Annotated in this window: 23 protein-coding genes; 11 read left to right on the top strand and 12 right to left on the bottom strand. The window is 67.6% G+C overall.

Going from position 1 to position 20,952, the window contains the following annotated elements:
• Nucleotides 1–1,299 (bottom strand): tryptophan synthase subunit beta, encoded by a 1,299-nt coding sequence (gene trpB / locus RJT37_RS06450; RefSeq protein ID WP_313688752.1) that lies wholly within the window; start codon nt 1,297–1,299, stop codon nt 1–3.
• Nucleotides 1,296–2,177 (bottom strand): indole-3-glycerol phosphate synthase, encoded by an 882-nt coding sequence (gene trpC, locus RJT37_RS06445; protein WP_313688750.1) that lies wholly within the window; start codon nt 2,175–2,177, stop codon nt 1,296–1,298. The genes trpB and trpC overlap by 4 nt, the downstream gene beginning before the upstream one ends.
• Before the next feature lie 148 nt (nt 2,178–2,325).
• Here trpC and RJT37_RS06440 point away from each other — a divergent pair, with 148 nt between their 5' ends.
• Both RJT37_RS06440 and RJT37_RS06435 read left to right on the top strand, forming a co-directional pair.
• Nucleotides 2,326–3,096, top strand: a complete 771-nt coding sequence (locus RJT37_RS06440) for a pirin family protein (protein WP_313688748.1) — start codon at nt 2,326–2,328, stop codon at nt 3,094–3,096.
• 61 nt (nt 3,097–3,157) lie between these two features.
• Nucleotides 3,158–3,610 (top strand): MGMT family protein, encoded by a 453-nt coding sequence (locus tag RJT37_RS06435; RefSeq protein ID WP_313688747.1) that lies wholly within the window; start codon nt 3,158–3,160, stop codon nt 3,608–3,610.
• Between the two features lie 28 nt (nt 3,611–3,638).
• On the opposite strand, the gene RJT37_RS06430 is transcribed toward RJT37_RS06435, so the two are convergent.
• Genes RJT37_RS06430 through lonB form a run of 4 tightly spaced genes read right to left on the bottom strand, consistent with a single transcriptional unit; the run spans nt 3,639 to nt 8,180 of the window.
• Complete coding sequence (locus RJT37_RS06430; RefSeq protein WP_313688746.1) at nt 3,639–4,586, bottom strand: LamG domain-containing protein; 948 nt, start codon at nt 4,584–4,586, stop codon at nt 3,639–3,641.
• Nucleotides 4,587–4,637: 51 nt separating this feature from the next.
• Nucleotides 4,638–4,964 (bottom strand): hypothetical protein, encoded by a 327-nt coding sequence (locus RJT37_RS06425; RefSeq protein WP_313688745.1) that lies wholly within the window; start codon nt 4,962–4,964, stop codon nt 4,638–4,640.
• Nucleotides 4,965–5,015: 51 nt separating this feature from the next.
• A complete protein-coding gene (locus RJT37_RS06420; protein ID WP_313688744.1) occupies nt 5,016–5,999 on the bottom strand; it encodes a CPBP family intramembrane glutamic endopeptidase in 984 nt (327 codons plus the stop codon).
• Between the two features lie 6 nt (nt 6,000–6,005).
• A complete protein-coding gene (lonB, locus tag RJT37_RS06415) occupies nt 6,006–8,180 on the bottom strand; it encodes an ATP-dependent protease LonB (RefSeq protein WP_313688743.1) in 2,175 nt (724 codons plus the stop codon).
• Nucleotides 8,181–8,346: 166 nt separating this feature from the next.
• Between lonB and RJT37_RS06410 the strand changes: the two genes are divergently transcribed.
• Entirely contained in the window at nt 8,347–8,880 is a 534-nt protein-coding gene (locus RJT37_RS06410) for a nicotinamide-nucleotide adenylyltransferase (protein ID WP_313688742.1), read from the top strand.
• 147 nt (nt 8,881–9,027) lie between these two features.
• A complete protein-coding gene (locus RJT37_RS06405; protein ID WP_313688740.1) occupies nt 9,028–9,873 on the top strand; it encodes an SAM hydrolase/SAM-dependent halogenase family protein in 846 nt (281 codons plus the stop codon).
• A gap of 67 nt (nt 9,874–9,940) precedes the next feature.
• Here the strand turns inward: RJT37_RS06405 and thsA are convergent, their stop codons facing one another.
• Nucleotides 9,941–11,509 carry a thermosome subunit alpha gene (gene thsA, locus RJT37_RS06400; RefSeq protein WP_313688738.1) on the bottom strand — a complete coding sequence of 523 codons (1,569 nt, stop codon included), beginning with the start codon at nt 11,507–11,509 and terminating at the stop codon, nt 9,941–9,943.
• Nucleotides 11,510–11,760: 251 nt separating this feature from the next.
• Between thsA and RJT37_RS06395 the strand changes: the two genes are divergently transcribed.
• The 5 genes from RJT37_RS06395 to RJT37_RS06375 all read left to right on the top strand — a co-directional run bounded on the left by RJT37_RS06395 (nt 11,761) and on the right by RJT37_RS06375 (nt 16,226).
• Nucleotides 11,761–12,597: an amidohydrolase family protein gene (locus RJT37_RS06395; protein WP_313688736.1), complete on the top strand. Its 837-nt coding sequence runs from the start codon at nt 11,761–11,763 to the stop codon at nt 12,595–12,597.
• A gap of 88 nt (nt 12,598–12,685) precedes the next feature.
• Nucleotides 12,686–14,068: a D-aminoacyl-tRNA deacylase gene (locus RJT37_RS06390; RefSeq protein WP_313688734.1), complete on the top strand. Its 1,383-nt coding sequence runs from the start codon at nt 12,686–12,688 to the stop codon at nt 14,066–14,068.
• A gap of 189 nt (nt 14,069–14,257) precedes the next feature.
• A complete protein-coding gene (ftsZ, locus tag RJT37_RS06385) occupies nt 14,258–15,412 on the top strand; it encodes a cell division protein FtsZ (RefSeq protein WP_313688732.1) in 1,155 nt (384 codons plus the stop codon).
• A gap of 186 nt (nt 15,413–15,598) precedes the next feature.
• Nucleotides 15,599–15,772, top strand: a complete 174-nt coding sequence (locus RJT37_RS06380) for a protein translocase SEC61 complex subunit gamma (protein WP_311171384.1) — start codon at nt 15,599–15,601, stop codon at nt 15,770–15,772.
• A gap of 1 nt (nt 15,773) precedes the next feature.
• Nucleotides 15,774–16,226 carry a transcription elongation factor Spt5 gene (locus RJT37_RS06375; RefSeq protein WP_311171453.1) on the top strand — a complete coding sequence of 151 codons (453 nt, stop codon included), beginning with the start codon at nt 15,774–15,776 and terminating at the stop codon, nt 16,224–16,226.
• 133 nt (nt 16,227–16,359) lie between these two features.
• Here RJT37_RS06375 and RJT37_RS06370 read toward each other — a convergent pair whose 3' ends face one another.
• The gene (locus RJT37_RS06370; protein ID WP_313688730.1) at nt 16,360–16,662 is read right to left on the bottom strand and encodes a DUF7565 family protein; all 303 of its coding nucleotides are present in this window, start codon (nt 16,660–16,662) and stop codon (nt 16,360–16,362) included.
• A gap of 203 nt (nt 16,663–16,865) precedes the next feature.
• Between RJT37_RS06370 and RJT37_RS06365 the strand changes: the two genes are divergently transcribed.
• Nucleotides 16,866–17,621: a PHP-associated domain-containing protein gene (locus RJT37_RS06365; RefSeq protein ID WP_313689891.1), complete on the top strand. Its 756-nt coding sequence runs from the start codon at nt 16,866–16,868 to the stop codon at nt 17,619–17,621.
• Between the two features lie 28 nt (nt 17,622–17,649).
• Here the strand turns inward: RJT37_RS06365 and hisH are convergent, their stop codons facing one another.
• The 4 genes from hisH to RJT37_RS06345 all read right to left on the bottom strand — a co-directional run bounded on the left by hisH (nt 17,650) and on the right by RJT37_RS06345 (nt 20,021).
• Nucleotides 17,650–18,294 (bottom strand): imidazole glycerol phosphate synthase subunit HisH, encoded by a 645-nt coding sequence (gene hisH, locus RJT37_RS06360; RefSeq protein ID WP_313688728.1) that lies wholly within the window; start codon nt 18,292–18,294, stop codon nt 17,650–17,652.
• A 95-nt stretch (nt 18,295–18,389) separates the two neighbouring features.
• Entirely contained in the window at nt 18,390–18,977 is a 588-nt protein-coding gene (locus tag RJT37_RS06355; protein ID WP_313689889.1) for a uracil-DNA glycosylase, read from the bottom strand.
• Between the two features lie 150 nt (nt 18,978–19,127).
• A complete protein-coding gene (locus RJT37_RS06350) occupies nt 19,128–19,790 on the bottom strand; it encodes an endonuclease dU (RefSeq protein ID WP_313688726.1) in 663 nt (220 codons plus the stop codon).
• Nucleotides 19,791–19,844: 54 nt separating this feature from the next.
• Nucleotides 19,845–20,021, bottom strand: coding sequence for a DUF5786 family protein (locus RJT37_RS06345; RefSeq protein WP_311171388.1), 177 nt, complete (start codon nt 20,019–20,021; stop codon nt 19,845–19,847).
• Nucleotides 20,022–20,200: 179 nt separating this feature from the next.
• Between RJT37_RS06345 and RJT37_RS06340 the strand changes: the two genes are divergently transcribed.
• The gene (locus RJT37_RS06340; protein WP_313688723.1) at nt 20,201–20,833 is read left to right on the top strand and encodes an MBL fold metallo-hydrolase; all 633 of its coding nucleotides are present in this window, start codon (nt 20,201–20,203) and stop codon (nt 20,831–20,833) included.
• The last annotated feature ends 119 nt before the right edge of the window (nt 20,834–20,952 follow it).

Raw genomic sequence — 20,952 nt, 5'->3', positions numbered from 1 at the left:
TCAGATCCCCCCCGAGAACTCCGAAAGCGAGGGCGCGGCGTCGATGTCCCGCTTTTCGGTCTCCTCGATGACGGTTTCGAGGTCCTTGTCGCCGCGGCCGGAGACGTTCACGAGCACGGTGTCGCCGAGGTCTTCGTAGTGCTCTTCGAGGTAGCCGAACGCGTGAGCGGTCTCCAGAGCGGGGATGATCCCCTCCAACTGCGAGAGCCGGTGGAACGCCTCCAGGGCGCTGTCGTCGTCGACGTTGACCGCGTTGACGCGTCCCTCGTCGACGAGCTGTGCGAGTTCCGGGCCGACGCCGGCGTAGTCGAGGCCGGCGGAGACGCTGTGGCTCTCCATAATCTGGCCGTCGCTGTCCTGCAGGAGTTTCGTCCGCGCGCCGTGGAGGACGCCCTCCTCGCCGGTCGACAGCGACGCGGAGTTCGGTGCGACGCCGGCCTCCTCGTCGACGTCGAGGCTCGATCCGCCGGCCTCGACGGCGTAGAGGGCGACGCCGTCGTCGTCTCGCGGCTCGTCGGCGCTCGATTCACCCGTGGAACGCCGTGCCGCGTCGTCGACGAAGTGCGCGAACGTCCCCATCGTGTTCGAGCCGCCGCCCGCACACGCGAGGACGGAGTCTGGCAGCCCGCCCGTCTTCTCGCGGAGTTGCCGGCGCGCCTCTTCGGAGATGACCGCCTGGAAGTCCCGGACCATCGCGGGGAAGGGGTGCGGACCGACGATCGAGCCGATGACGTAGTGGGTGTCCTCGACGTTCGTCGCCCAGTCGCGCATCGTCTCGGAGATGGCCTCCTTCAGCGTGCCGCGGCCGGTCGTGACGGGGTTCACCGCCGAGCCGTTGAGCCGCATCCGGAAGACGTTGGGCCGCTGGCGGTTGATGTCGCGTTCGCCCATATAGATCTCACACGGCATCCCCAGATGCGCCGCCGCCATCGCCGTCGCGGTGCCGTGCTGGCCCGCGCCCGTCTCGGCGACGATCCGCTCTTTGCCCATATACTTCGCCAGCAGGACCTGGCCGAGCGCGTTGTTGAGTTTGTGCGCGCCGCCGTGGAGCAGGTCTTCCCGCTTCAGGTAGATGTCCCGACCGTACCGCTCTGAGAGCCGACCCGCATACTGCGTCGGCGTCGGTCGCCCGCCGAAGTCCCGCAGTCGCTCGCGGAACTCGTCCATAAACCCGTCCTCGTTTTCCAGTACGTAGCGCTCGTAGGCGTCCGTCAACTCCTCGATCGCCGGCATCAGCGCCTCGGGAACGTACTGTCCGCCGTACTTGCCGAATTTGCCGTCCGCGTATTGCTGTGTCATCGTGATTCGTGATCCGTGTTCGTCGGTGTCGTATCTGTCGGCTCGTCGCTTTTATGTGCCGCGCCTGCCGGCGCTCCCTGGACCGGGTCTCGGCTGGATGCCGCGGCGTCGAGGGTCGTGAACCGCTCGGTGTCTTCCCGCACGTCGCCGTCCATAATCGCCGTCCCGATCAGGAGCGCGTCGGCGCCGGCCGCCCGCATCCGCCGCACGTCATCGACGGTCGTGACCCCGCTTTCGGCCAGGAGCGTCACGTCGTCGGGAACGTGCGGCGCCAGTCGCTCGAACGTCGCGAGGTCGACTTCCAGCTGGCCCAGGTCCCGGTTGTTGACGCCGATGATCTCCGCGCCGACGTCGAGAGCCTGTTCCAGTTCCGCGCGAGTGTGGACCTCCACGAGCGGCTGGAAGCCCCGCGCTTTCGCCGCTTCGTACAGCGTCGCGAGCGAGTCGGTCCCCTCCTCGTCGAGAAACCGCACGATAAGCAGGAGAAGATCCGACGCGACAGCGTCAAGTTGCGCCTCGCGGACGACGAAATCCTTCCGGAGAACGGGCACGTCGACGGCCTCGCGGATCCGCCCGAGCCTCGCCGTCGACCCGCCGAAGTGATCGGGTTCGGTCAGCACCGACAGCGCCGTCGCGCCGCCGTCGACCATCCCGCGGGCGAGTTCGACCGGGTCGTCCGTCCGTTCGCCTTCCGTCGTCGGGCTGGTCGGTTTGACCTCGGCGACGACGGGGACGCGGCCCGCCGCCTCCGCGTCCGCGACTGCGGCCGGGAACGACCGGGGGTCGACGGCGAGTCGATCCGCACCGCCGGACCGCTCCCGGGCCGAATCGAGGATCGACCGGACTGCCGGCGCAAGTTTGTCCTCACTAGCGTTCATCTATGTGCATTAACGGACTCTTCTGCACATAAGACTTGCGCGTCGGGAACGCGCACCGCCGGACCCGCCACCAGGGACACGGGACCGTCCCGACACGATGGCTCCCGACCGGGGAACGCATAAAGCCGGGGAGCGCGTGTTAGCGCGAATGAACGAGTCGGCTGCGACCGGCGGGGCGCCCGAGATTTATACGGCGCCGCGAACGGACGTCTCACAGAACCAGGGCAACTTCAGGATCCACTTCAATTTCCCCGGACGAGCGCTCCCGGACCACGAGGACCACGGCTACGGCCCGCTGGCGACGGTAGTTGAGTCGTTTATGGATCCGGGCACGCTGATCCGGATGCATCAGCACAGAAACGAGGAGATCATCTCCTGGGTCCCGGAGGGGGTGATGCGCCACGACGACCGCCAGGGCAACGAACTCGTCACCGATCCCGACCACCTGCTGGTGATGAACGCGGGCAGCGGCTTCTGGCACGCCGAGGAGACGCTGGCCGACGATCCGCCGCTGCGGATGCTCCAGATCTTCGTCCGCCCGCACAGCCTCGATCTCGAACCCGGCATCCAGCACGAGCAGATCCCCGACGTGGCCGCAAACGAGTGGCGGCGCCTCTTCGGCCCCGTTGGCAGTGATGCCCCACTCTCCGTCCGCAACGCCGTGCACTGCCACGACTCTCGGCTCGACGGCGGAGCGACCGTCACGTTGCCCGCGCGTTCCGGCTGGGACACCTACCTCTACGTGTTCGAGGGAGCGGTCACGATCGGGGACGAGGCGGCCGAGGTCGGCTACACCGAGAGCGCGCTGGTGACCGGCGACGGCGAGGTCCCGGTGACCGCGCGGGAGGACTCCGTCCTCGTTGCGTTCGTCGTCGACCCCGCCGCACCGATCACGCGCCAGGGAACGATCGCCCGGTAGTCGTCCGGCCGGCCGCCGCTGCATCGTCAAACTTCAAGGCCGTCGACCGCGGAAGGCGACTATGGACGACGGCGTCTTCGCCCGCGAGTCGGACCGCTTAGGTCGGGCCGTCGAGATCGGCATCGTCGGCGGCCGCGTCATCGGCGTGTCGTTCCCGGAGACGCTCCCGGACGACGCCGAGACGGCCCATCCGCTACTCGATCGCGTCTTCGCGTACCTCGACGGCGAATCGGACCACTTCGACGACGTCGAAATCGGCCTCACGGTTCCGACCGACCACCGTCGCGTCCTGGAGGCGACGCGGAACGTCCCCTACGGCGAGACGGTGACGGTCGAGCGCGTCGTGCGGATGGCTGGCCTCGATCCCGACGAGGCCGGCGACGTCGAGACCGCACGCGAGGCTCTCTCGGAGAACCCGGTGCCGCTTTTCGTTCCGGATCACCGCGTCCGTGACGCGCCCGGCGGTGCGCCGGCAGCCGTCGCGGAGCGACTGCGAGAGATCGAAGCCGGGTAACCGTCGGGACCGGTCGATCGGCGACTGCCTACCGCTCGGCGATGTCGCGAATCTCCGAGGCGCTCAGCGCTCTTCGGTAGAACCGATAATCGTCGACGCCCCCGTCGTATTCCTTCCACCCGTCGGAGCCGTTGTTCCCGAACATCAGCGCCGTCGTGTCCATTCCGGTCAGATTGTCGATGTACTCGATGTCGAACTCCTCGCTACCGTCCAGATACAGCCGCATCCGGTTTTCGGACTGTTCGTAGACGAACGCGACGTGGTGCCACTGCCCGTCGAGGACGTCCGTGTCGCTCTGATTCATCGTGTTGTCGCCAGCCGTAAAGAGAAACACCTCTCCTTCGGTGGTGCAGAAGGTGCCGACCTGATCGCCGTTCTCGGAGGTGATCTTCCAGATGAGGTCGTCGTCCCAGGTCGAACTCGTGCCGTCGTCCTGTATCCAGTAACAGAACGTGAGCGGTTCCTCGTCGTCGATCGGAACGATGTCGACCGAGGCGAACCCGGGCCAGAACGCGCCCTGTGACCCCTCCGGACCGTCGTCGTACGTGATCTCCGAGCCCGAGAGGTCGTAGTCGCCGGTGGTGTCCGTCAGATCGCCCTCGAAGCGGTATCGTGCTACGAGCGCATCCTCGTCCTGCGTCGTCGGGGTTGCAGTCGGCGTTGGCGTCTCCGTGGCCGTCGGCGTGGGCGTCTCAGTTACAGTTGGCGTGGGCGTCTCCGTCGGTGTCGCTGTGCTTGTCGCAGTCGCGGTCCCCGTCTCCACCTCTGAGGGCGACGGCTTGGCCGTCTCCGCGGGCGTTTCGGTCTTCACGGGCGTCGCCGTCGGTTCCGAAGTCTGCTCAGACTCCTCAGGATCGCCGACTTCGACGCGTATCGAGGGGATCTCGGCGGTACAGCCCGCCAGTCCTGTCAGCGCACCGATTGCCGATACCGAACTCAACTTCCGAAGCAACTTCCGCCGCTGTCTGTCGACCATCTCAACGGCTCCGTCGCATCGGTCCTACTTTTGTTCTTTGAATGACACTGGCTATCGCCGCAGGAGGAAGTAGCCGAGGAACCCGAGCACGAACAGCCCCGTCGACGCCACCGACACGGTTTCGAAGCCCGGGACGAGTGCGAGCAACTGTGCCACGCCCGCGAGCACGAACGCGGCAGCGGTCCCGATCACGATGCGCTCGTCGTCCGACGGGGAGCGGTTCGTGTACACGACGTACCCGAAGAAGCCGACGACGGCGGCGAAGCCGAGATCGGCGGCGGTCTGGACCACCGGATTTCCCGTGATAATCGACGCCGCGAGCAGCGCCAGGTAGCCGACGAGCACCGACTGGAGGATTCGCCGCGAGCGCCTGTCCATACCGACTTCGCGTCCCCCGCGTGCAAAAGTGTGAGCCCGCGACGGCCGCGGTCAGTCCGCCTCGGGCGGCCACTCGACCCCGAGCCCCTCGTGGACGAGAAACTCCAGGGCGTTCACCAGGTAGTGGGCGACAGCGACGACGAGCAGGCTCCCGGTGACGATATACCCCGCCGCGAGAACGAAACCGAGCGCGCCGGTCACCACCACGCCGAGTCGACCCTGCGCGCCGTGGCCGAGGGCAAACGCGCCGGAGGAGAGGACCGCAAGGAGCCACGGCGACACCTCGAACCCGGCCGCCATAACGCCGATGAGCGCCCCCCGGAAGAGCAGTTCCTCGAAGCCGGCGATGATGGGCAGGACGACCAGAAGCAGCGTCGCCCACCCGAGCGACGTCTCCGGTGCGAGCGCACGTCGCAGTCGCTCCCCGCCGCCGAGATCGAACTGCGCGCCGAGAGCGGCGCCGGCCTCGTTAACAGCGTAGAGCGCGACCCCGAACACGGTCCCGAACGCGACAGTCCCGGCACCGACCGTGTCCGGCGCCACGCCGAAGGCCCACGCCGGGATCTCGGCGTACCACGCTCCCGCCAGCAGCAACACCCCGAACAGTCCCTGCGAGAGTGCGACGTTCGCCAGGAGCGCCCCCGCCGAGAGGTCTGGGCGTGCCTGCGATATTTCTGGCGTCGATGACGGGGAACCCGCGTCCGCCGTCAGCGGATCAGGTCTCACGTTCGACGCCTCGGAGTGCTCGGCCGACGCCGAGCGGGATTCCGAGATGGGTCGTCGAACCGCGTCGGCGTGATCGGAAACGGGACCATCGTCCTGGTCGCCCCGACGGTCCGCTTTACCGGCGTCGCGTGGATCTGCTCCGCCGACATCGTGGTCCGCGGATTGTCCGTCCGGAGAAATCGCCGACTGTGCGTCAGGAGAGACCGGCGGCTCGTCGTCGGGAAGCGCGCCGCGAGACGCGTACGACAGCAAAAGCAGGCCCGCCGTGACGACGAACGCGAAGCCGGCGAACGTCGCCCACGCGGGCATCGAAGATTACTGCGGGCTCGGGCTGGACGGGCCGGAGACGGCCTCGCCCTGCGAGAGCGCCGAGCCGGTGATGCTCTTGAGGCGGGCGACGAGCGAGTCCTTCTCGGCCTCACCTTCGAGGGCGATGTCGAGGACCTCGCTGATGTGCGAAACCGGAATGATCTCGACCATCTCCTCGTACTCGTCTTCGATCATCACGTCCTGCATGTTCGCCGCGGGGATGATGACCCGATCACAGCCGGACTTCGCGGCCGCTTCGATCTTGTGCGTGACGCCGCCGACCGGGAGCACGTCGCCCCGGACGGAGAGACTCCCCGTCATCGCGAGCGACTGGTCGACCCCGACGCCCTCCAGCGCGGAGATGACGGCCGTCGCGACCGTGATCGACGCCGAGTCGCCGTCGACGCCCTGCTGGCCCGTCTGGACGAACTGGATGTGGATGTCCTTCTCGGAGATGTTCTCGTCGGAGAACTTCTTGATGATCGCCGAGACGTTCGAGACGGCCTCCTGGGCCATCTCCTTGAGCTGCCCGGTCGCGATGACCTCACCGGGACCCTGCGAGGGCGTGACCTCGGCCATCACCGGGAGCATAATCCCGGAGTCTTCGCCCATCACGGCCAGGCCGTTGACGCGGCCGACCTCGTAGCCTTCCGAGACCTGCAGTTCGTAGTCCTTCCGGCGCTCGATGTAGTCGTCGGCGAGCTGCTGTTCGATCGAGCGGCTGCGGCCCTTCGCCTGCAGCACGTGATCGCGCGTGACGAAGTCGGCGTCCTCCGAGCGGGCGATGTCGCCCGCGACCCGGACGAGGCCGCCGAGGTTCCGGAGCTTCAGCGTCAGGTGGCCTTTACGGCCCGCCCGGCGCCGGGCTTCGAGGATGACCTCCTCGATCGCCGCCGCGGAGTACTCGGGCAGGCGGCCGTCCTTGCTGACCTCCTGGGCCACGAAGCGGGCGTACTTCCGGCGCATCTCGGGGGTGTCCTCGATGGTGTCGTCCATGTACACCTCGTACCCGTAGCCCTTGATCCGCGAGCGCAGGGCCGGGTGCATATTCTCCATCGCGTCGAGGTTCCCGGCGGCGATCATGATGAAGTCCGTCGGGACCGGCTCCGTCTGGACCATCGCGCCGGAGGAGCGCTCGGACTGACCCGTGATGTGGAACTCGCCTTCCTGGATCGCGGTCATCAGGTGCTGCTGGCTGCGGATGTCGAGCGTGTTGATCTCGTCGATAAACAGCACGCCCTTGTTCGCCTTGTGGATCGCGCCGGGTTCGACGCGGTCGTGACTCGGCGTCTCCATCCCGCCGGACTGGAACGGGTCGTGGCGGACGTCGCCGAGCAGCGCGCCGGCGTGGGCGCCCGTCGCGTCCTCGAAGGGCGCGGTCGTCGTGTCGGCGTTGTTGACGATGAGGTTCGGCACCATCGCGTCGCCGCCGCGGGAGCCGTAGCGGAAGGCGAGGTAGATGACACCGGCCGCGAGGATGCCGAGCAGGATCTGCCCGGCGATGATGAAGGAGTAGCCGATGACGATGGCGATGATGATCCACATCAGGAAGGAGCGCATCTGGTTGCGCTTGCGTGCTTCCTCCTTGTGGGCCTCGACGATCTGGTCACCCTTTCCGGCGGGAACAGTCCGCACCTTGGGGTTGTTGCCGTCGTCGGGGTTGTGATAGACGAGGACGTCCTGGAGTTCCTCCGGCGGCAGGAGCTCGGACATCGCCTTCGCGAGCATCGACTTGCCCGTCCCGGGCGAGCCGATCATCATCACGTGCCGCCGCTGCTTTGCGGCCTTCATCACGACGTCGCGGGCGTGTTCCTGCCCGATGACCTGGTCGACGAGCCGATCCGGCACGTCGATCTCCTCGGTCGAGTCGATCTTGAGGCCGCCGAGGAGGTCGTCCTCGTCGACGTCGTCTGCCACTTCCGCGTCGACCTCGACGTCGCTACCGAGGTCGTCGATCGTGCCTTCGGCGTCTTCCGGAGCCTCGTCCCGACCCTCCGGGGCGCGACCGTGCTCGTCCGGCGCTGGACCGCGCTCTTCGGGACCGAGCGGGTCCTCCGGCGGGCCGCTCACCCCGTTGTCCGCCCCGCCCGTGCGGTCGGACGGCGGCGAGTCGGGCGCCTCGTCGATGACGCCGTCCCCCTCGTCGGGGGCGTTCTCGTCGGCTTCCGTGTCGTTACTCATAGAATTATTCGCTACTGATAACGAGGGTCGGGCGACTGATATACTTTCTCCTCACGTGCACCCTATGCGCTACGGTGTAAAAGCCCGTATAAGCCGTTAGATGCGGTATTCTGTAGACTTGAACGGTCTCGCGGAATTTATAAACGATGGGGGCGAGAGACCACGTATGCGGGGGTTCTACATCGGCCGGTTCCAGCCCTACCACAACGGGCACCACCGGATGGTCGAGGAGATCGCAAGCGAGGTCGACGAGTTGGTGCTCGGCATCGGGTCGGCAGGCGACTCCCACACCCCCCGGAACCCGTTCACGGCCGGCGAGCGCGTGATGATGGTGACGAAGTCCGTCGTCGATATGGACATCACCACCTACGCGGTCCCGATCGAGGACCTCGAGCGCAACTCGGTGTGGGTGAGCCACGTTCAGAGTATGTCGCCGGCCTTCGACGTCGCGTACTCGAATAACCCGCTAGTCATCCAGCTGTTCTCCGAGGCGGGCGTCGAGGTCCGGCAGTCGCCGATGTTCAACCGCGACGTCCTGGAGGGCGCGGAACTCCGCGAGCGGATGATCCGCGGCGGCAACTGGGAGAGCCTCGTGCCGGCCCCCGTCGTCGACGTGGTCGACGAGATCGACGGCATCGAGCGGATCCAGCGCGTCAGCGACACCGACGCCACCGGGGACGAGAGCGACGACCCCGAGTGATTCACTGCTCGACGGCGGCCGCGTATGATAATGATTACTCTCGTCTCTTCCCGCCGAGCACCGTCGCCGGGGGTGGTGCTCGGCGGTAAACAGTGAGAGTAATCAGTATGAGAGCGCGTAAGTGGCCGAACGGCGTACGACGGCCCGATGATCACCCTCGCCTCCGACTTCGGCTCCCCGTACCCCGCAGCGATGAAGGGCGTCATCCTCCAAGGGACCGACGCCCGACTCGTCGACGTCGCCCACGATTTCCCCCGGCAGGACGTGCGAGCAGCGGCCTTCTGGTGTCGCGAGACCCTCGCGTACTTCCCCCCGGCAGTCCATCTCGTCGTCGTCGACCCCGGCGTCGGCACCGACCGGGACGCGCTCGTCGTCCGCGCGGGGCGACACGCGCTCGTCGGCCCCGACAACGGGGTGTTGCTGCCCGCGGCGCGCCGGATCGCGGCGGCGGAAGGCGCCGAGGGCGAGAGCGGCGAAGCGGTCGAAAACACGAGCGAGACAGGCGCCGAGATCGAGTGTTTCGCCTACGAATACGCGGACCCCGCCTCCTCGACGTTCCACGGCCGTGACGTGTTCGCCCCCGCAGCCGCGGCGGTGCACGAGGCCGGCGTCGACGCAGTCGAGACGGTCGAGTCACTGTCGCCGGTGGAGTCGTTCCTGGCAGAGGCCACCCCGGAGACCATCGTCGACTGTCAGTTCCCCGATGCGGACGTCAGCGGCGACGGAGCCCGGGGAGAGGTCCTGGCCGTCGACGACTTCGGCAACGCGATCACGAACGTGCCGGGATCGTTCCTGGACGATCGGAGCGGGGAGACAGTCCGGGTGAACGGGACAGCAGCGACGGTCGCGACGGCCTTCGCGGCGGTCCCGACCGGCTCCCGGCTCGTGACAGTCGGGAGTCACGGCTACGTCGAGTGCGACGTGAATCAGGGCCGCGGCGACGAGGCGTTCGACCTCGCGGCCGGCGACAGCGTCCGGATCGACACAGAATAGCGGCGGGGTGGAATCCGACCCGCTGTCGTCGCGGTCCGCGTCAGGCCGGCTGCGATCGCGGTCGGCGTCAGTTCGCGGCGATGACGTCGTCGATGCGGATGATCATCGTCGCGGCCTCACTGGCGCCGGTGACGGCGTCGCGCTTCACCGCCGCGGGATCGAACACCCTGGCGGCGATCGGATCCCCGATCTCGCCAGTCCGGCCCGTCGCGATGACGCCGGCCGCGCCCTCGCTGTCGAAGGTCGAGCGGAGTTCGACGACGGCGTCGATCGGATCCATCCCGGCGTTCGTCGCGAGTGTCCGGGGGACCGCCTCGACCGCGTCGGCGAAGGCCTCGACGGCCAGTTGCTTGCGGCCGTCGATCCCGGCCGCGGCCGATCGGAGGTGCTCGGCGATCGCGATCTCGGTCGACCCGGCCCCGGGCACGACGCCGCCGGACTCGATCGCGGCGACGGTCACGTCGACGGCGTCGTTGACAGCGCGTTCGAGTTCTTCGACGATGTGCTCTGTCCCGCCGCGGAGCAGGATCGTCACAGTCTCGGCGGCGTCACCGCCCTCGACGAAGGTGAGTTCGTCGTCCCCGAACGTTCGGATCGAAATGCGCTCGGCGCGGCCGAAGTCCGACGAGGTCAGGTCGCGCACGTCACCGAGTTGTCGGGCGCCGGTCGCTCGCGCGACGGCGCTTGCATCCCCGCTGCTGACATTCTCGAACGCGAGGATACCGTGCTTCGTGAGGTGGTTTGCGACGCGGTCGGAGACCGACTTCGTACAGACCACGACGTCGACGCCGGCGTCGGCAAACGCCGTCGCGTAGCCGCGGAGCTCCTCGTCCTCGGCGTCGATCGCAGCCTCAAGCTGCTCGACCGACGAGATGGTGTACTCCGCGTCGGCCTCGCCCTCGCGGATGTCGAGTTTCGTATCGATGACGGCGACAGTGGCGTCCTCGACGGTCCGCGACATCCCGTCGTGGAGGCGTTCCTCGTCGACGACGACCCCTTCGACCAGTTCGGTCGACGAGGAGGATGCCCCGGTCTGCGTGTGGATCCGGACGTCGTCGTCGGCGATCGGTTCGCCCGCTTCGTAGACGGCACGAACCGCGTCGACGACGACGTCGGCCAGGACGTCCGCGGCGACGTCGCCGGTCCCCTTGCCCGTCATCGACGACTCGGCGACCGCCGCCAGCACGTCGTCGTCGAGTTCGACAGCGAGGGTCTGGTCGTCGATCGCCTCCTGTGCCAGCCCGACTGCCTCGTCGTACCCCTCGACGACCACCGTCGGGTGGATGTCGTCGTCGAGCAGGTCCTCCGCCCGGCGCAGGAGTTCGCCTGTCAACACGGCCGCCGTGGTCGTCCCGTCGCCGACGCTTTCCTCTTGGGTCTCCGCGACCTCGACTATCATCTGCGCGGCGGGGTGCTCGATGTCCATCTCCTGGAGGATCGTCGCCCCGTCGTTGGTGACGACGACGTCCCCCGAGGTGTCGACGAGCATCTTGTCCATCCCGCGCGGACCGAGCGTCGTCCGGACCGCGCTCGCGACGGCTTTGCCGGCCCGGATGTTCGAGTCGCGGGCGTCCCGCCCGCTGGTCCGGTCGCTATCCTCGGAAAGGACGTACAGCGGTTGCATACGTGTCGACATACTTATGATACTCCATAGAGGAATAAGCCAGGGATTCTATAAATATATTTCGGGCTTAACGGCCGTTACAGATCTCCTGACGCCAGTGTCCGGATCGGCACTCCTTCGTGATCTCCGCTTATACCGCAAGATTTCCCTGATACTACCAGCTTCGGTATGGGAAAATGGCCGCCAACGTAGCGCCGGCGGCGGGGGCAATATTCCTCCGACAAGCGCTACTACTATTTAGGTCGCCACGACAGTGTTCGACGATGCTCGAACTGAACCACGGGTTCAGGGTCGTCGACCTCCACGCGCGCCTGGAACCGGGCGACGAGGAGGAGGTCGCGACCCGGGGACGGGAGACGACGCCCGAGGCGCTGGAACGGGAACTCCACCAGGCGGGCGTCGTCAGGGCGGTCGTCTCGCCGTCGCCCGGATGCGCACCCGCCGGTGAGGGCTATCTCCAGGCGAACAACGCCGTCGCCCGCCTCAGCGTCGACCGGCCGTTTCTGGCGTTCGCGCGGGTCGACGGCCCCCGCGACCCGAGTTCCCGTGCGTCGGCCCGGCTGCGGAACCTCACCGCCTCGCGCGAGCGCCACCACGCTAGTCCCGAGGACATCGAGCAGTACGCGTACGACGACCGGTTCCACGGCTTCACGCTCGCGCCGGCCGAAGACGGACTCCCTGACGAGGAAACCCTGGACCGCCTGGAGGACGTCGGACTCCCGCTCGTCGTCAACGGCGGCCAGTCGTTCCCGCCGTCGGCCGCCGCCGAGACGCTCCTCGATCGCGACCTCCCGATCGTCCTCGGCGGGTTCGGCGGGTATCCGCTGGACCGTGACCTGATGATGGATGCGATGGATCTGTTGGGACAGTACGACCAGCTGTATCTCGACACCCGAAGCGTCCGGTTCCGGGACGTCCTCGAACGCGCGCTCTTGGAACACCCAGACCGCGTGCTCTTCGGCAGCGGCGCCCCCGAGATCCACCCCAGCGTCGGCGTGATGGAGATCCTCACCCTCGACGTCTCCGAGGACGCGATGCGACGGGCCTTCTCCGCGAACCCTTCCCGCATCGTCCCCGGGCTGGCACCCGGCGAGACGTAGATCACTACCGGGACGTTTTCTGCGGGCCGGGGTGACCGCCGCGACCCGCTCCGAGAGTTTTTATACCGAGCGGCGACCACTCCCGTCCGTGATCGGACTGGTCGTGAGTCGGGCGGACGACGCCTCGGTCGCCATCGGAGAACAACTCCGGTCGCTCGCCGAGTGGGACGAGCGGACGGATCCGACCGGCAGCGACGCCGAGGTGCACTACCGCCACGGCGACTTCGAGCTCCGGACCTTCGAGGACTGGCACCTCGAACTCGACGGCGTCGCCGTGGAGTTCTCCGAACCGCCCGCGTTCGTCGCGTTCCTCTCGCGGCACGCGGGCGACACCGGCCCGCTGCTGACGGCGCACTTCACCGGGAACTTCGGGCCGGCGGAGTACGGCGGCAAACCGGGCGAACTCGCCCGCGCGTGCCCGAACGTCCAGCGAGCGGTCGTGGCGGCATTCGACCGTCACGCGCCCGAGGGCTACGACGTCGGCGTCGAGTGCACCCACCACGGCCCGAGCGACGTCGGCGCGCCCTCGCTTTTCGTCGAACTCGGGAGCAGCGAGTCCGAGTGGAACGACCCCGCGGGCGCTCGTGCCGTGGCGCAGTCGGTACTGGAACTCTCGGGTGTCGAGCCCGACGCAGGTGCGGATGGAGGTGGCCGAGACACGATCGCTCCGGATGCGCCGGAGGCGCGCAGACACGTCGTCGGCTTCGGGGGCGGCCACTACGCGCCGGAGTTCGAGCGGATCGTCCGCGAGACAGACTGGCGCGTGGGTCACGTCGCCGCCGACTGGGTTCTGGGAGCGATGGGCGCGCCCGAAGCCAACGCGGACCTGATCGAGCGGGCCTTCGAGCAGTCCGCCGCGTCGCGGGCGCTCCTTGTCGGCGACAACCCCGAACTGGCGGCCGTCGTCGAGGATCTCGGCCACCGGGTCGTCGACGAGACGTTCCTGCGAGCCACGAGCGGCGTGGACCTCGCACTCGTCGCTGCACTCGAAGACGCGCTCGGGCCCGTCGACGACGGGCTTCGGTTCGGTACGCCGGCGGAAGGGGCGGGAGCCGACGCCCTCGACGAATTCGAGGTCGTCTCGCTGCCGACGGACCTCCTCGCGGAGGCGTCGGGGATCGACCAGGAGGCGACGCTAGCGGTGCTGCGTGATCGAGTGCTCGCATTCGAGACCGTCGAAGGCGGGACGAAGCCCCGCGGCCGCGCAGCCGTGACCGACGCCGCGGCGCTGGATGGTGTCGTCGACGCACTCGCGGACGTGCTGGCGACGAAGTACGACGAGGTCGTCCGCGAGTCGGCGGCCATCGTCGCGACCCGCGAGACCTTCGATCCGGCGGCCGCCGCCGAGGCGGGCGTCCCCGAAGGCCCGGCCTTCGGCCGACTCGCTGGGGGCGACGCGGTCGATGTCGACGGGCGGACGGTCACGCCCGAGGAGGTCAGCGTCGAGGAGACAGTACGGTTTCCGGTGTGAGGGTGGGGAGACGAGCCCCGATCCGAATCCGGGTCGATCTCAGATCTGAGAACCCACGGCCGGTTCGGCGTGAATCTCGATCGCCCGGATTTCGCTGAAACTGCCGAAAACACCCGCCTCAGCGTCAGACGCGCGTCAGACGAAAGGGGGAAAGATAATTAGGCTGTGTCCGGTAGGAGTCCCCAGACAATGGACTCCATCGTCGACGACGCGATTGACGAGGCCGAGGAGACGGGGGATGGGAACGCCGTCGACGGACCCGAAGACGGGGACGCGCCCCCGACGGGAACGATGACCGACGAGGAACTGCAGGAAGTTCTCGTCGACTTACAGACGGACATCACCGTCGTGGGCTGCGGCGGCGCCGGCGGCAACACCGTCAACCGAATGCACGAGGAGGGCATCGAGGGGGCGACGCTCGTCGCTGCCAACACCGACGTCCAGCACCTCGTGGAGATCGAAGCCGACACCAAGATCCTGATGGGCGAGCAGAAGACGCAGGGCCGCGGGGCCGGGTCGCTGCCGCAGGTCGGCGAGGAAGCCGCCCTGGAATCACAAGAGGAGATCTACGGCGCCATCGACGGCTCCGATATGGTCTTCGTCACGGCGGGGCTCGGCGGTGGAACCGGCACCGGCTCCGCGCCGGTCGTCGCCAAGGCGGCCCGGGAGGTCGGCGCGCTCACCATCGCCATCGTGACGACGCCGTTCACCGCCGAGGGCGAAGTGCGGCGGACGAACGCCGAGGCAGGCTTAGAGCGGCTCCGCGACGTCGCCGACACGGTGATCGTCGTCCCGAACGACCGACTGCTCGATGCGGTCGGGAAGCTCCCGGTCCGGCAGGCGTTCAAGGTGTCCGACGAGGTGCTGATGCGCTCGGTGAAGGGCATCACCGAACTCATCACCAAGCCCGGCCTGGTCAACCTCGACTTCGCCGACGTGAAGACGGTGATGGAGCGGGGCGGCGTCGCGATGATCGGTCTCGGGGAATCCGATTCCGAGTCCAAGGCCCAAGACTCCGTCAAGAGCGCGTTGCGCTCGCCGCTGCTCGACGTCGACATCTCCGGGGCGAACTCCGCGCTCGTGAACGTCACGGGCGGGTCGGATATGAGCATCGAGGAGGCCGAGGGCGTCGTCGAGGAGATCTACGACCGGATCGACCCCGACGCGCGGATCATCTGGGGGACCTCCGTCGACGAGGAGATCGATGGCACGATGCGAACGATGATCGTCGTCACGGGCGTCGAATCCCCACAGATCTACGGCCGCAGCGACGACGAACCACAGCCGGAACCGCAGGCCCCGCCGCAGGGACAAGGCGGCGCCGAGATCGACTACGTCGAATAGCGTACCGATCCCTACGTTCCCGGCCGTTGCCGTCTTTATTCATTCTTTTTCACCGAGAGTATCAAGTCGCGTTCGCCGTCAGGTCCCTCCCTTCCGGACCTGTGGCTCCCCCGTGTCGGGTCACCGCATCCACCGGTAGCGGTATCAATAGATAGAAAAAGCCCGGCGTCCTATCGCTCAACAACGATGGACGTCAAGTACGATCTGGCCAGCTACGTGGCGGTGCTGAAGAAGGCGAGCACGCCCTCGTGGGAGGAGTTCTCACAGGTCAGCCTCATCGCCGGCGCCGGCATCTTTCTCGTTGGGTTCCTCGGCTTTCTCATCTACGCGGTGATGAGCTTCCTCCCGGGGGGTGTCTGAAGTGCCGATCTTCTCGGTGAAGACCACCGCCAGCCAGGAGCGAACCGTCGCCGATATGATCGCGAACCGCGAGGCCGAAGAGATCCACGCGGTGTTGGCCCCCGACTCGCTGACGAGTTACGTGATGGTCGAGGCCGACAACGACGCCGCAATCACACGGGCCTTAGAGGAGATCCCACACGCTCGTGGCCTCGTCAAGAGCGGCGACCAGGCGGGCCGCTCCTCGATGGCGGAGGTCGAACACTTCCTCTCGCCGACGCCGGACGTGGAGGGCATCGCCGAGGGCGACATCGTCGAACTGATCGCCGGGCCGTTCAAAGGCGAGAAGGCCCGCGTCCAGCGGATCGACGAGACCAAAGATCAGGTGACCGTCGAACTGTACGAAGCGACAGTGCCGATTCCAGTCACCGTCCGCGGCGACCAGATTCGCGTCCTCGACAGCGACGAACGGTAGTCCTGCTGTCGCAGCGAGACACAGTAGTGGCGTTTTTGCGGCTCCGAGCACGCAGCCCCTGCGGCGTGGTCGTTCTCGCTCAGGAACGGGGTTTTCCAGGAAGGATCGTGGCGAGCAACGATGACCGGCAGCCTCACAGCGCGTCGCGGCGCTTGAGTTCCTCGACCACCGAGTGGAGGTCGGCCTCGTCCTCGATGGCGGCCTTGATCTCCTCGCGGACGCGGACGGCCGAGGAGTCGGCGTCGTAGGCGCGGACGTACTCCGCTCGGGAGTGCTCCTCGAAGGCGTGACGGATCGCGAAGTACCCGTCGGGGACCACGCTGCCGCAGACAGTGCACTCGTGGCGGTCGTGGTCGACCGTCTGGTGGATGACCGCGGCCTCGGCCTCCTCGAAGCGCTCCTCGCAGCCGTCGATGCCGCACTTCCACAGGGACATACCCGAACGCACGGACAGCGGTGACAAAACGGTTCCGCAGACGTGGGGAAATAGAAACCACTAACCCGCGGCCGTCCGGATCGACCTACGTGACCGACACGGCCGCGTCCGAAGCGGGGACGACGTCCACCGACGAGACGGCCGTGGCGGCGTCGACCGGCCGCTCGGACGCGGCGACATCGACGCGGACCGGACCGGATCCGGTGGATGCGACCCGCATCGATCCGCACGTGAAACTCCTGAACGAGCGCGTCGTCGCCCGAGCGAAGGATCGCGGCCTCGACGCGCTGGTGTACGCGCCGCATTTTACGCGACTGTCGGAGATCCGCAGGCGCGCAGAGCGCTTCTCGGACGAGGACCTGCTCGTCGTCCCCGCCCGTGAGGTGTTCACCGGGACCTGGCGGAACCGTCAGCACGTGCTGGCGATCGGCCTCTCCGAACCGGTTCCGGACTTCATCAGCCTGGCGGGAGCCCTCGCGGAGTTCGAGCGGCAGGACGCCGCCGTCCTCGTCCCGCACCCGGGGTTTCTGAACGTGAGTCTGAACCGGGAGACCATCCGGGCGAACGTCGAGCGGATCGACGCCGTCGAGACGCACAATTTCAAGACGTATCCGCAACAGAACCGCCGCGCCCGCGAACTCGCTGACGAGGCGGGCCTTCCCGGATTCGGCTCGTCGTACGCGCATCTCCTCGGGAGCGTCGGCGAGGTGTGGACGACGTTCGACCGCGAGATCGGCAGCGAATCCGATATCGTCGCAGCGTTCAAAAGGGGGACGCCGCGACGGGTGCTACGCCGCCAGGGTGCACGCCACGCCGCTCGCGGCATCGCCGAGTTCGCCCACCTCGGCTACGAGAACTCCTGGAAGAAGATCGACCGCCTGTTCCTGTCCGGGACCGAGCCGACGCATCCGGGACACGTCGCCTACGACGGCCGTTTCGAGGACGTCAGAGAGTACTGATACGGGTCGGTGTCGTCCCCGCTCGCACTCACCGATCGGCGCAGTACTCGACGAAGTTCCGGAGGATCCGCAACCCTGTCTCGCCCGATTTCTCCGGGTGGAACTGCGTCCCGAAGATCGTGCCGTCCTCGTTTGCGACGACCGCCGGAAAGCGGACGCCGTAGTCGGTCGAGGCGACGACCGCGTCCGGATCCTCGGGATCGGCGTAGTACGAGTGGACGAAGTACGCGTACTCCCCGTCGACGCCCTCGACAATCGGGTGCTCGCGTTCGACGTTGAGCTCGTTCCAGCCCATATGGGGAACCTTCAGGTCGGTCTCGAACCGTACGTTGGTGCCGGGCACGAAGTCGAGGCCCTCGACCTCGCCCTGCCCCGCGTGGTCGGCCTCCTCGCTGGTCGTGAGGAGCATCTGCATCCCGAGACAGATCCCGAAGATCGGCTGACCGCGCTCGGCCGCCTCGGCGAGAGGCTCCCGGAACGGCCCGGCGTTCTCCATTCCCTCGCTGAACGCGCCGACACCCGGGAGGACGATGCCGTCGGCGGCCGCGAAGTCGGCCGGATCGTCGGTGATCGAGACCGACGCGCCCGCACGTTCGAGGCCGCGCTGGGCGCTCCTGAGGTTCCCGAGGCCGTAGTCGACGAGGACGACGTCCGCTACCGTCTGAGCGCTCATACGACCGCTTCGTGACGGCGGGTCAAGTCGTTTCCGACACCGTCGGGCTTCGCCCCAGTCGGGACCGCGACGGGACTCGGTGGCGACACCGAGGGTCAGAAGTCGCCGAGGCTCGACTGGCCGCCGTCGCTTGCGCCGATTCCCGCGATCTCGGCCGCCCGTGCGATCGTCTCGAAGAAGGTCTCCCGCTGGCTGCCGTCGTACAGCGTCGCCGCCGGATGGACGGAGACGAGCGCGCGAAACGGCTCGCCGCCGAGTCGGACGTCGGCGACGTCGCCCGCTTCCTTCGTCACCGCGACCGACCGGTCGAGCAGGTGCTCGGAGGGGACCTTCCCGAGCGTCACGATGAGTTCGGGATCAATCGCGGCGAGTTCCGCTGCGAGGTACCCACGGCAGTTCCCGAGTTCCTCGGTCGTCGGATCGCGGTTCTCCGGCGGCCGACAGCGAACGCAGTTCGTGATCCGGACGTCGGCGCGGTCGAGGCCCGCATCGCGGAGCGCGTCGTCGAGGATGCTCCCGGAGCGGCCCACGAACGGTTCGCCCTCCTCGTCCTCGTTTTTGCCGGGGGCCTCGCCCAGAAAGATCAACTCCGCGTCCGCCGGACCGACTCCGTTGACGATCTGCGAGCGTGATTCGACGAGGTCCGGACAGCGCTCGCAGGCTGTCACTGCCAGTCCGTCCATCGCATCGTCGGCCGTGGCGTCATCCCGAGTGGCAGCGTCCGCGGCGTCGTCCTTCGTGCCGTCGCCCGTGGCGTCGTCTCCCGCCCGCGACGTGCCCGACACCGGGCCGTCGTCCTCTGCGGTCATATCGGAGAGGCGGACGGGCGCGACTTACCCGTGACGGTCCGCGTCGTCGATGGCCGTGTCGTCGTCGCCGGTCCCGTCGGGAGCGGCGGCGCCGGTGCCGTGGCCGTCGGCACTCTCCCACGCCCGGGCGCCGCGGGCCGCGAGTCGAGCCACCCGAAGGGGTTCGGGACGGCCGCCGGTCGGGGTGAAGGCCCGGACGATCCGCGTGGCCTCGTCGTGCGCCATCTCCCGGTCGTCGCCATCGGGTGTGACGCTTCTGACCCACAGCGTCTCGTCGTTCACGCTGAGCCGTCGCCGCGGCGGGAGTCGCCCGTAGAGGGCGAGGCGAGTATCGAGCGCTTCGCCGTCGAAGGCTTCCCGCAAGGCGTCCTCCAGCCCGGGACTCTCCTCGTAGGAGACCGAAATGACGGGGCGGTCGGCGTGCTCGGCAAGTCGGGACAGGTCGAGCACGTTGAACCACGCCGGGGCGACCCCGGACACGAGCAGGTAGCGGACGTCCGCCCGGTCGAGTCGATCGAGGAGCCGACAGACGGCGTCTGTGGCGTCGAGGGCGCCGACGGTCGCGGTCGCGAAGGCGAAGCCGTCGGCTGCGCGGTCCGCGCGGACGACAGCGCCGCAGAAGAGACACTGACCGCTCTCCTCGTTGGTCGATTCAGCAATCCCGAGCGCCCGTTTTCCGGGTTTCACCACCGGTTAAGTCCGTGTGCTGTTTCGCTCCGCAGTTCCGAACGCACCGCGGCCCTACTCCTCTTTGATGTCTTTCAGTCGGTCGAGAAGTTCGTCGTTCGACGCGCCGATCTCGAACTCGACGTCCCCCTTGTGGTCCGTCTGGGAGGTCGCGACCCCGTCGTCGTCTTCGAGATCGGTGTCGAAGTCCTGGTTCTCCTGTTCGGACTCATCGTAGCTCCCAAATCCCATACAGAGAAAGATAGTACAGCAAGCGATAAAAATGCACGGGGCGTGTCGCCGCCGCTGTCGTTCGAGGTATTTTCGTCGCTGCCACCGGCCGAGGCTTTTTCGTCGCTGCCACCGGCCGAGGCTTTTTCGTCGCTGCCACCGGCCGAGGCTTTTTCGTCGCCGCCGGCGTCGGACTCTCTATGGAGATTCACACTGTCACGGAGGGTGCAACGGAGTTCACCTGCAACGCGTACCTGCTGGCCGGCGACTCCCCTGCGCTCGTCGATGCCGGCACGATGCCGGGCGTCGAGGACGTCATCGCCGAACACGTCGACGATCTCGAGGCAGTCTATCTCACTCACCAGCACGGCGATCACGTCGAAGAACTCGACGCCGTCCTGGATCGCTTCGACGCCGATCTGTACGCCTACGGCGACCACCCGCGTCGAACCGGCGGCCTCGCCGACGGCGAGACAGTCGAGATGTGCGGGGAATCCTACGAGGTGGTCTACACGCCCGGCCACGCCGAGGACCACGTCTCCTTCGTCGGCGAGACGCGCGTGTTCAGCGGCGACGTCGTCGTCTACAACGACGGCGCGTTCGACGACGGGAGTTTCGGGCGGACGGACTACCCCGGCCAGTCCAGAGAACGGCTCATCGAGAGTCTCGACACGCTGCTGGATCGGTTGCCCGAGACCGTCTCGGAACTGTACGCCGGCCACGGCGACGTCTATCGAGCGGATCCCGACGGCGACTCCGACTCCGTCCGCGACGTCGTCGCCCGGGCGCTTTCCCGCGCCGAGCGGCGGGAACCGAAGTATCCCGACGGGTAGACGGCGGCGGGCGCGACCGGCCGCCGGTGACGGCGGACCGCGACGAGTGGCCGCGGCCGTTCACCGGCACCGACGGGCGACCACAGACACCAGTATAAAGTCGTCACGTCTCGGTGGAG

The sequence above is a fragment of the Halobellus marinus genome, assembly GCF_032113415.1.
In the GTDB taxonomy this organism is placed as follows: domain Archaea; phylum Halobacteriota; class Halobacteria; order Halobacteriales; family Haloferacaceae; genus Haloquadratum; species Haloquadratum marinus.
The sequence above is the reverse complement of the archived record's forward strand: the minus strand, read 5'-3'. Positions and strand labels throughout refer to the sequence as shown.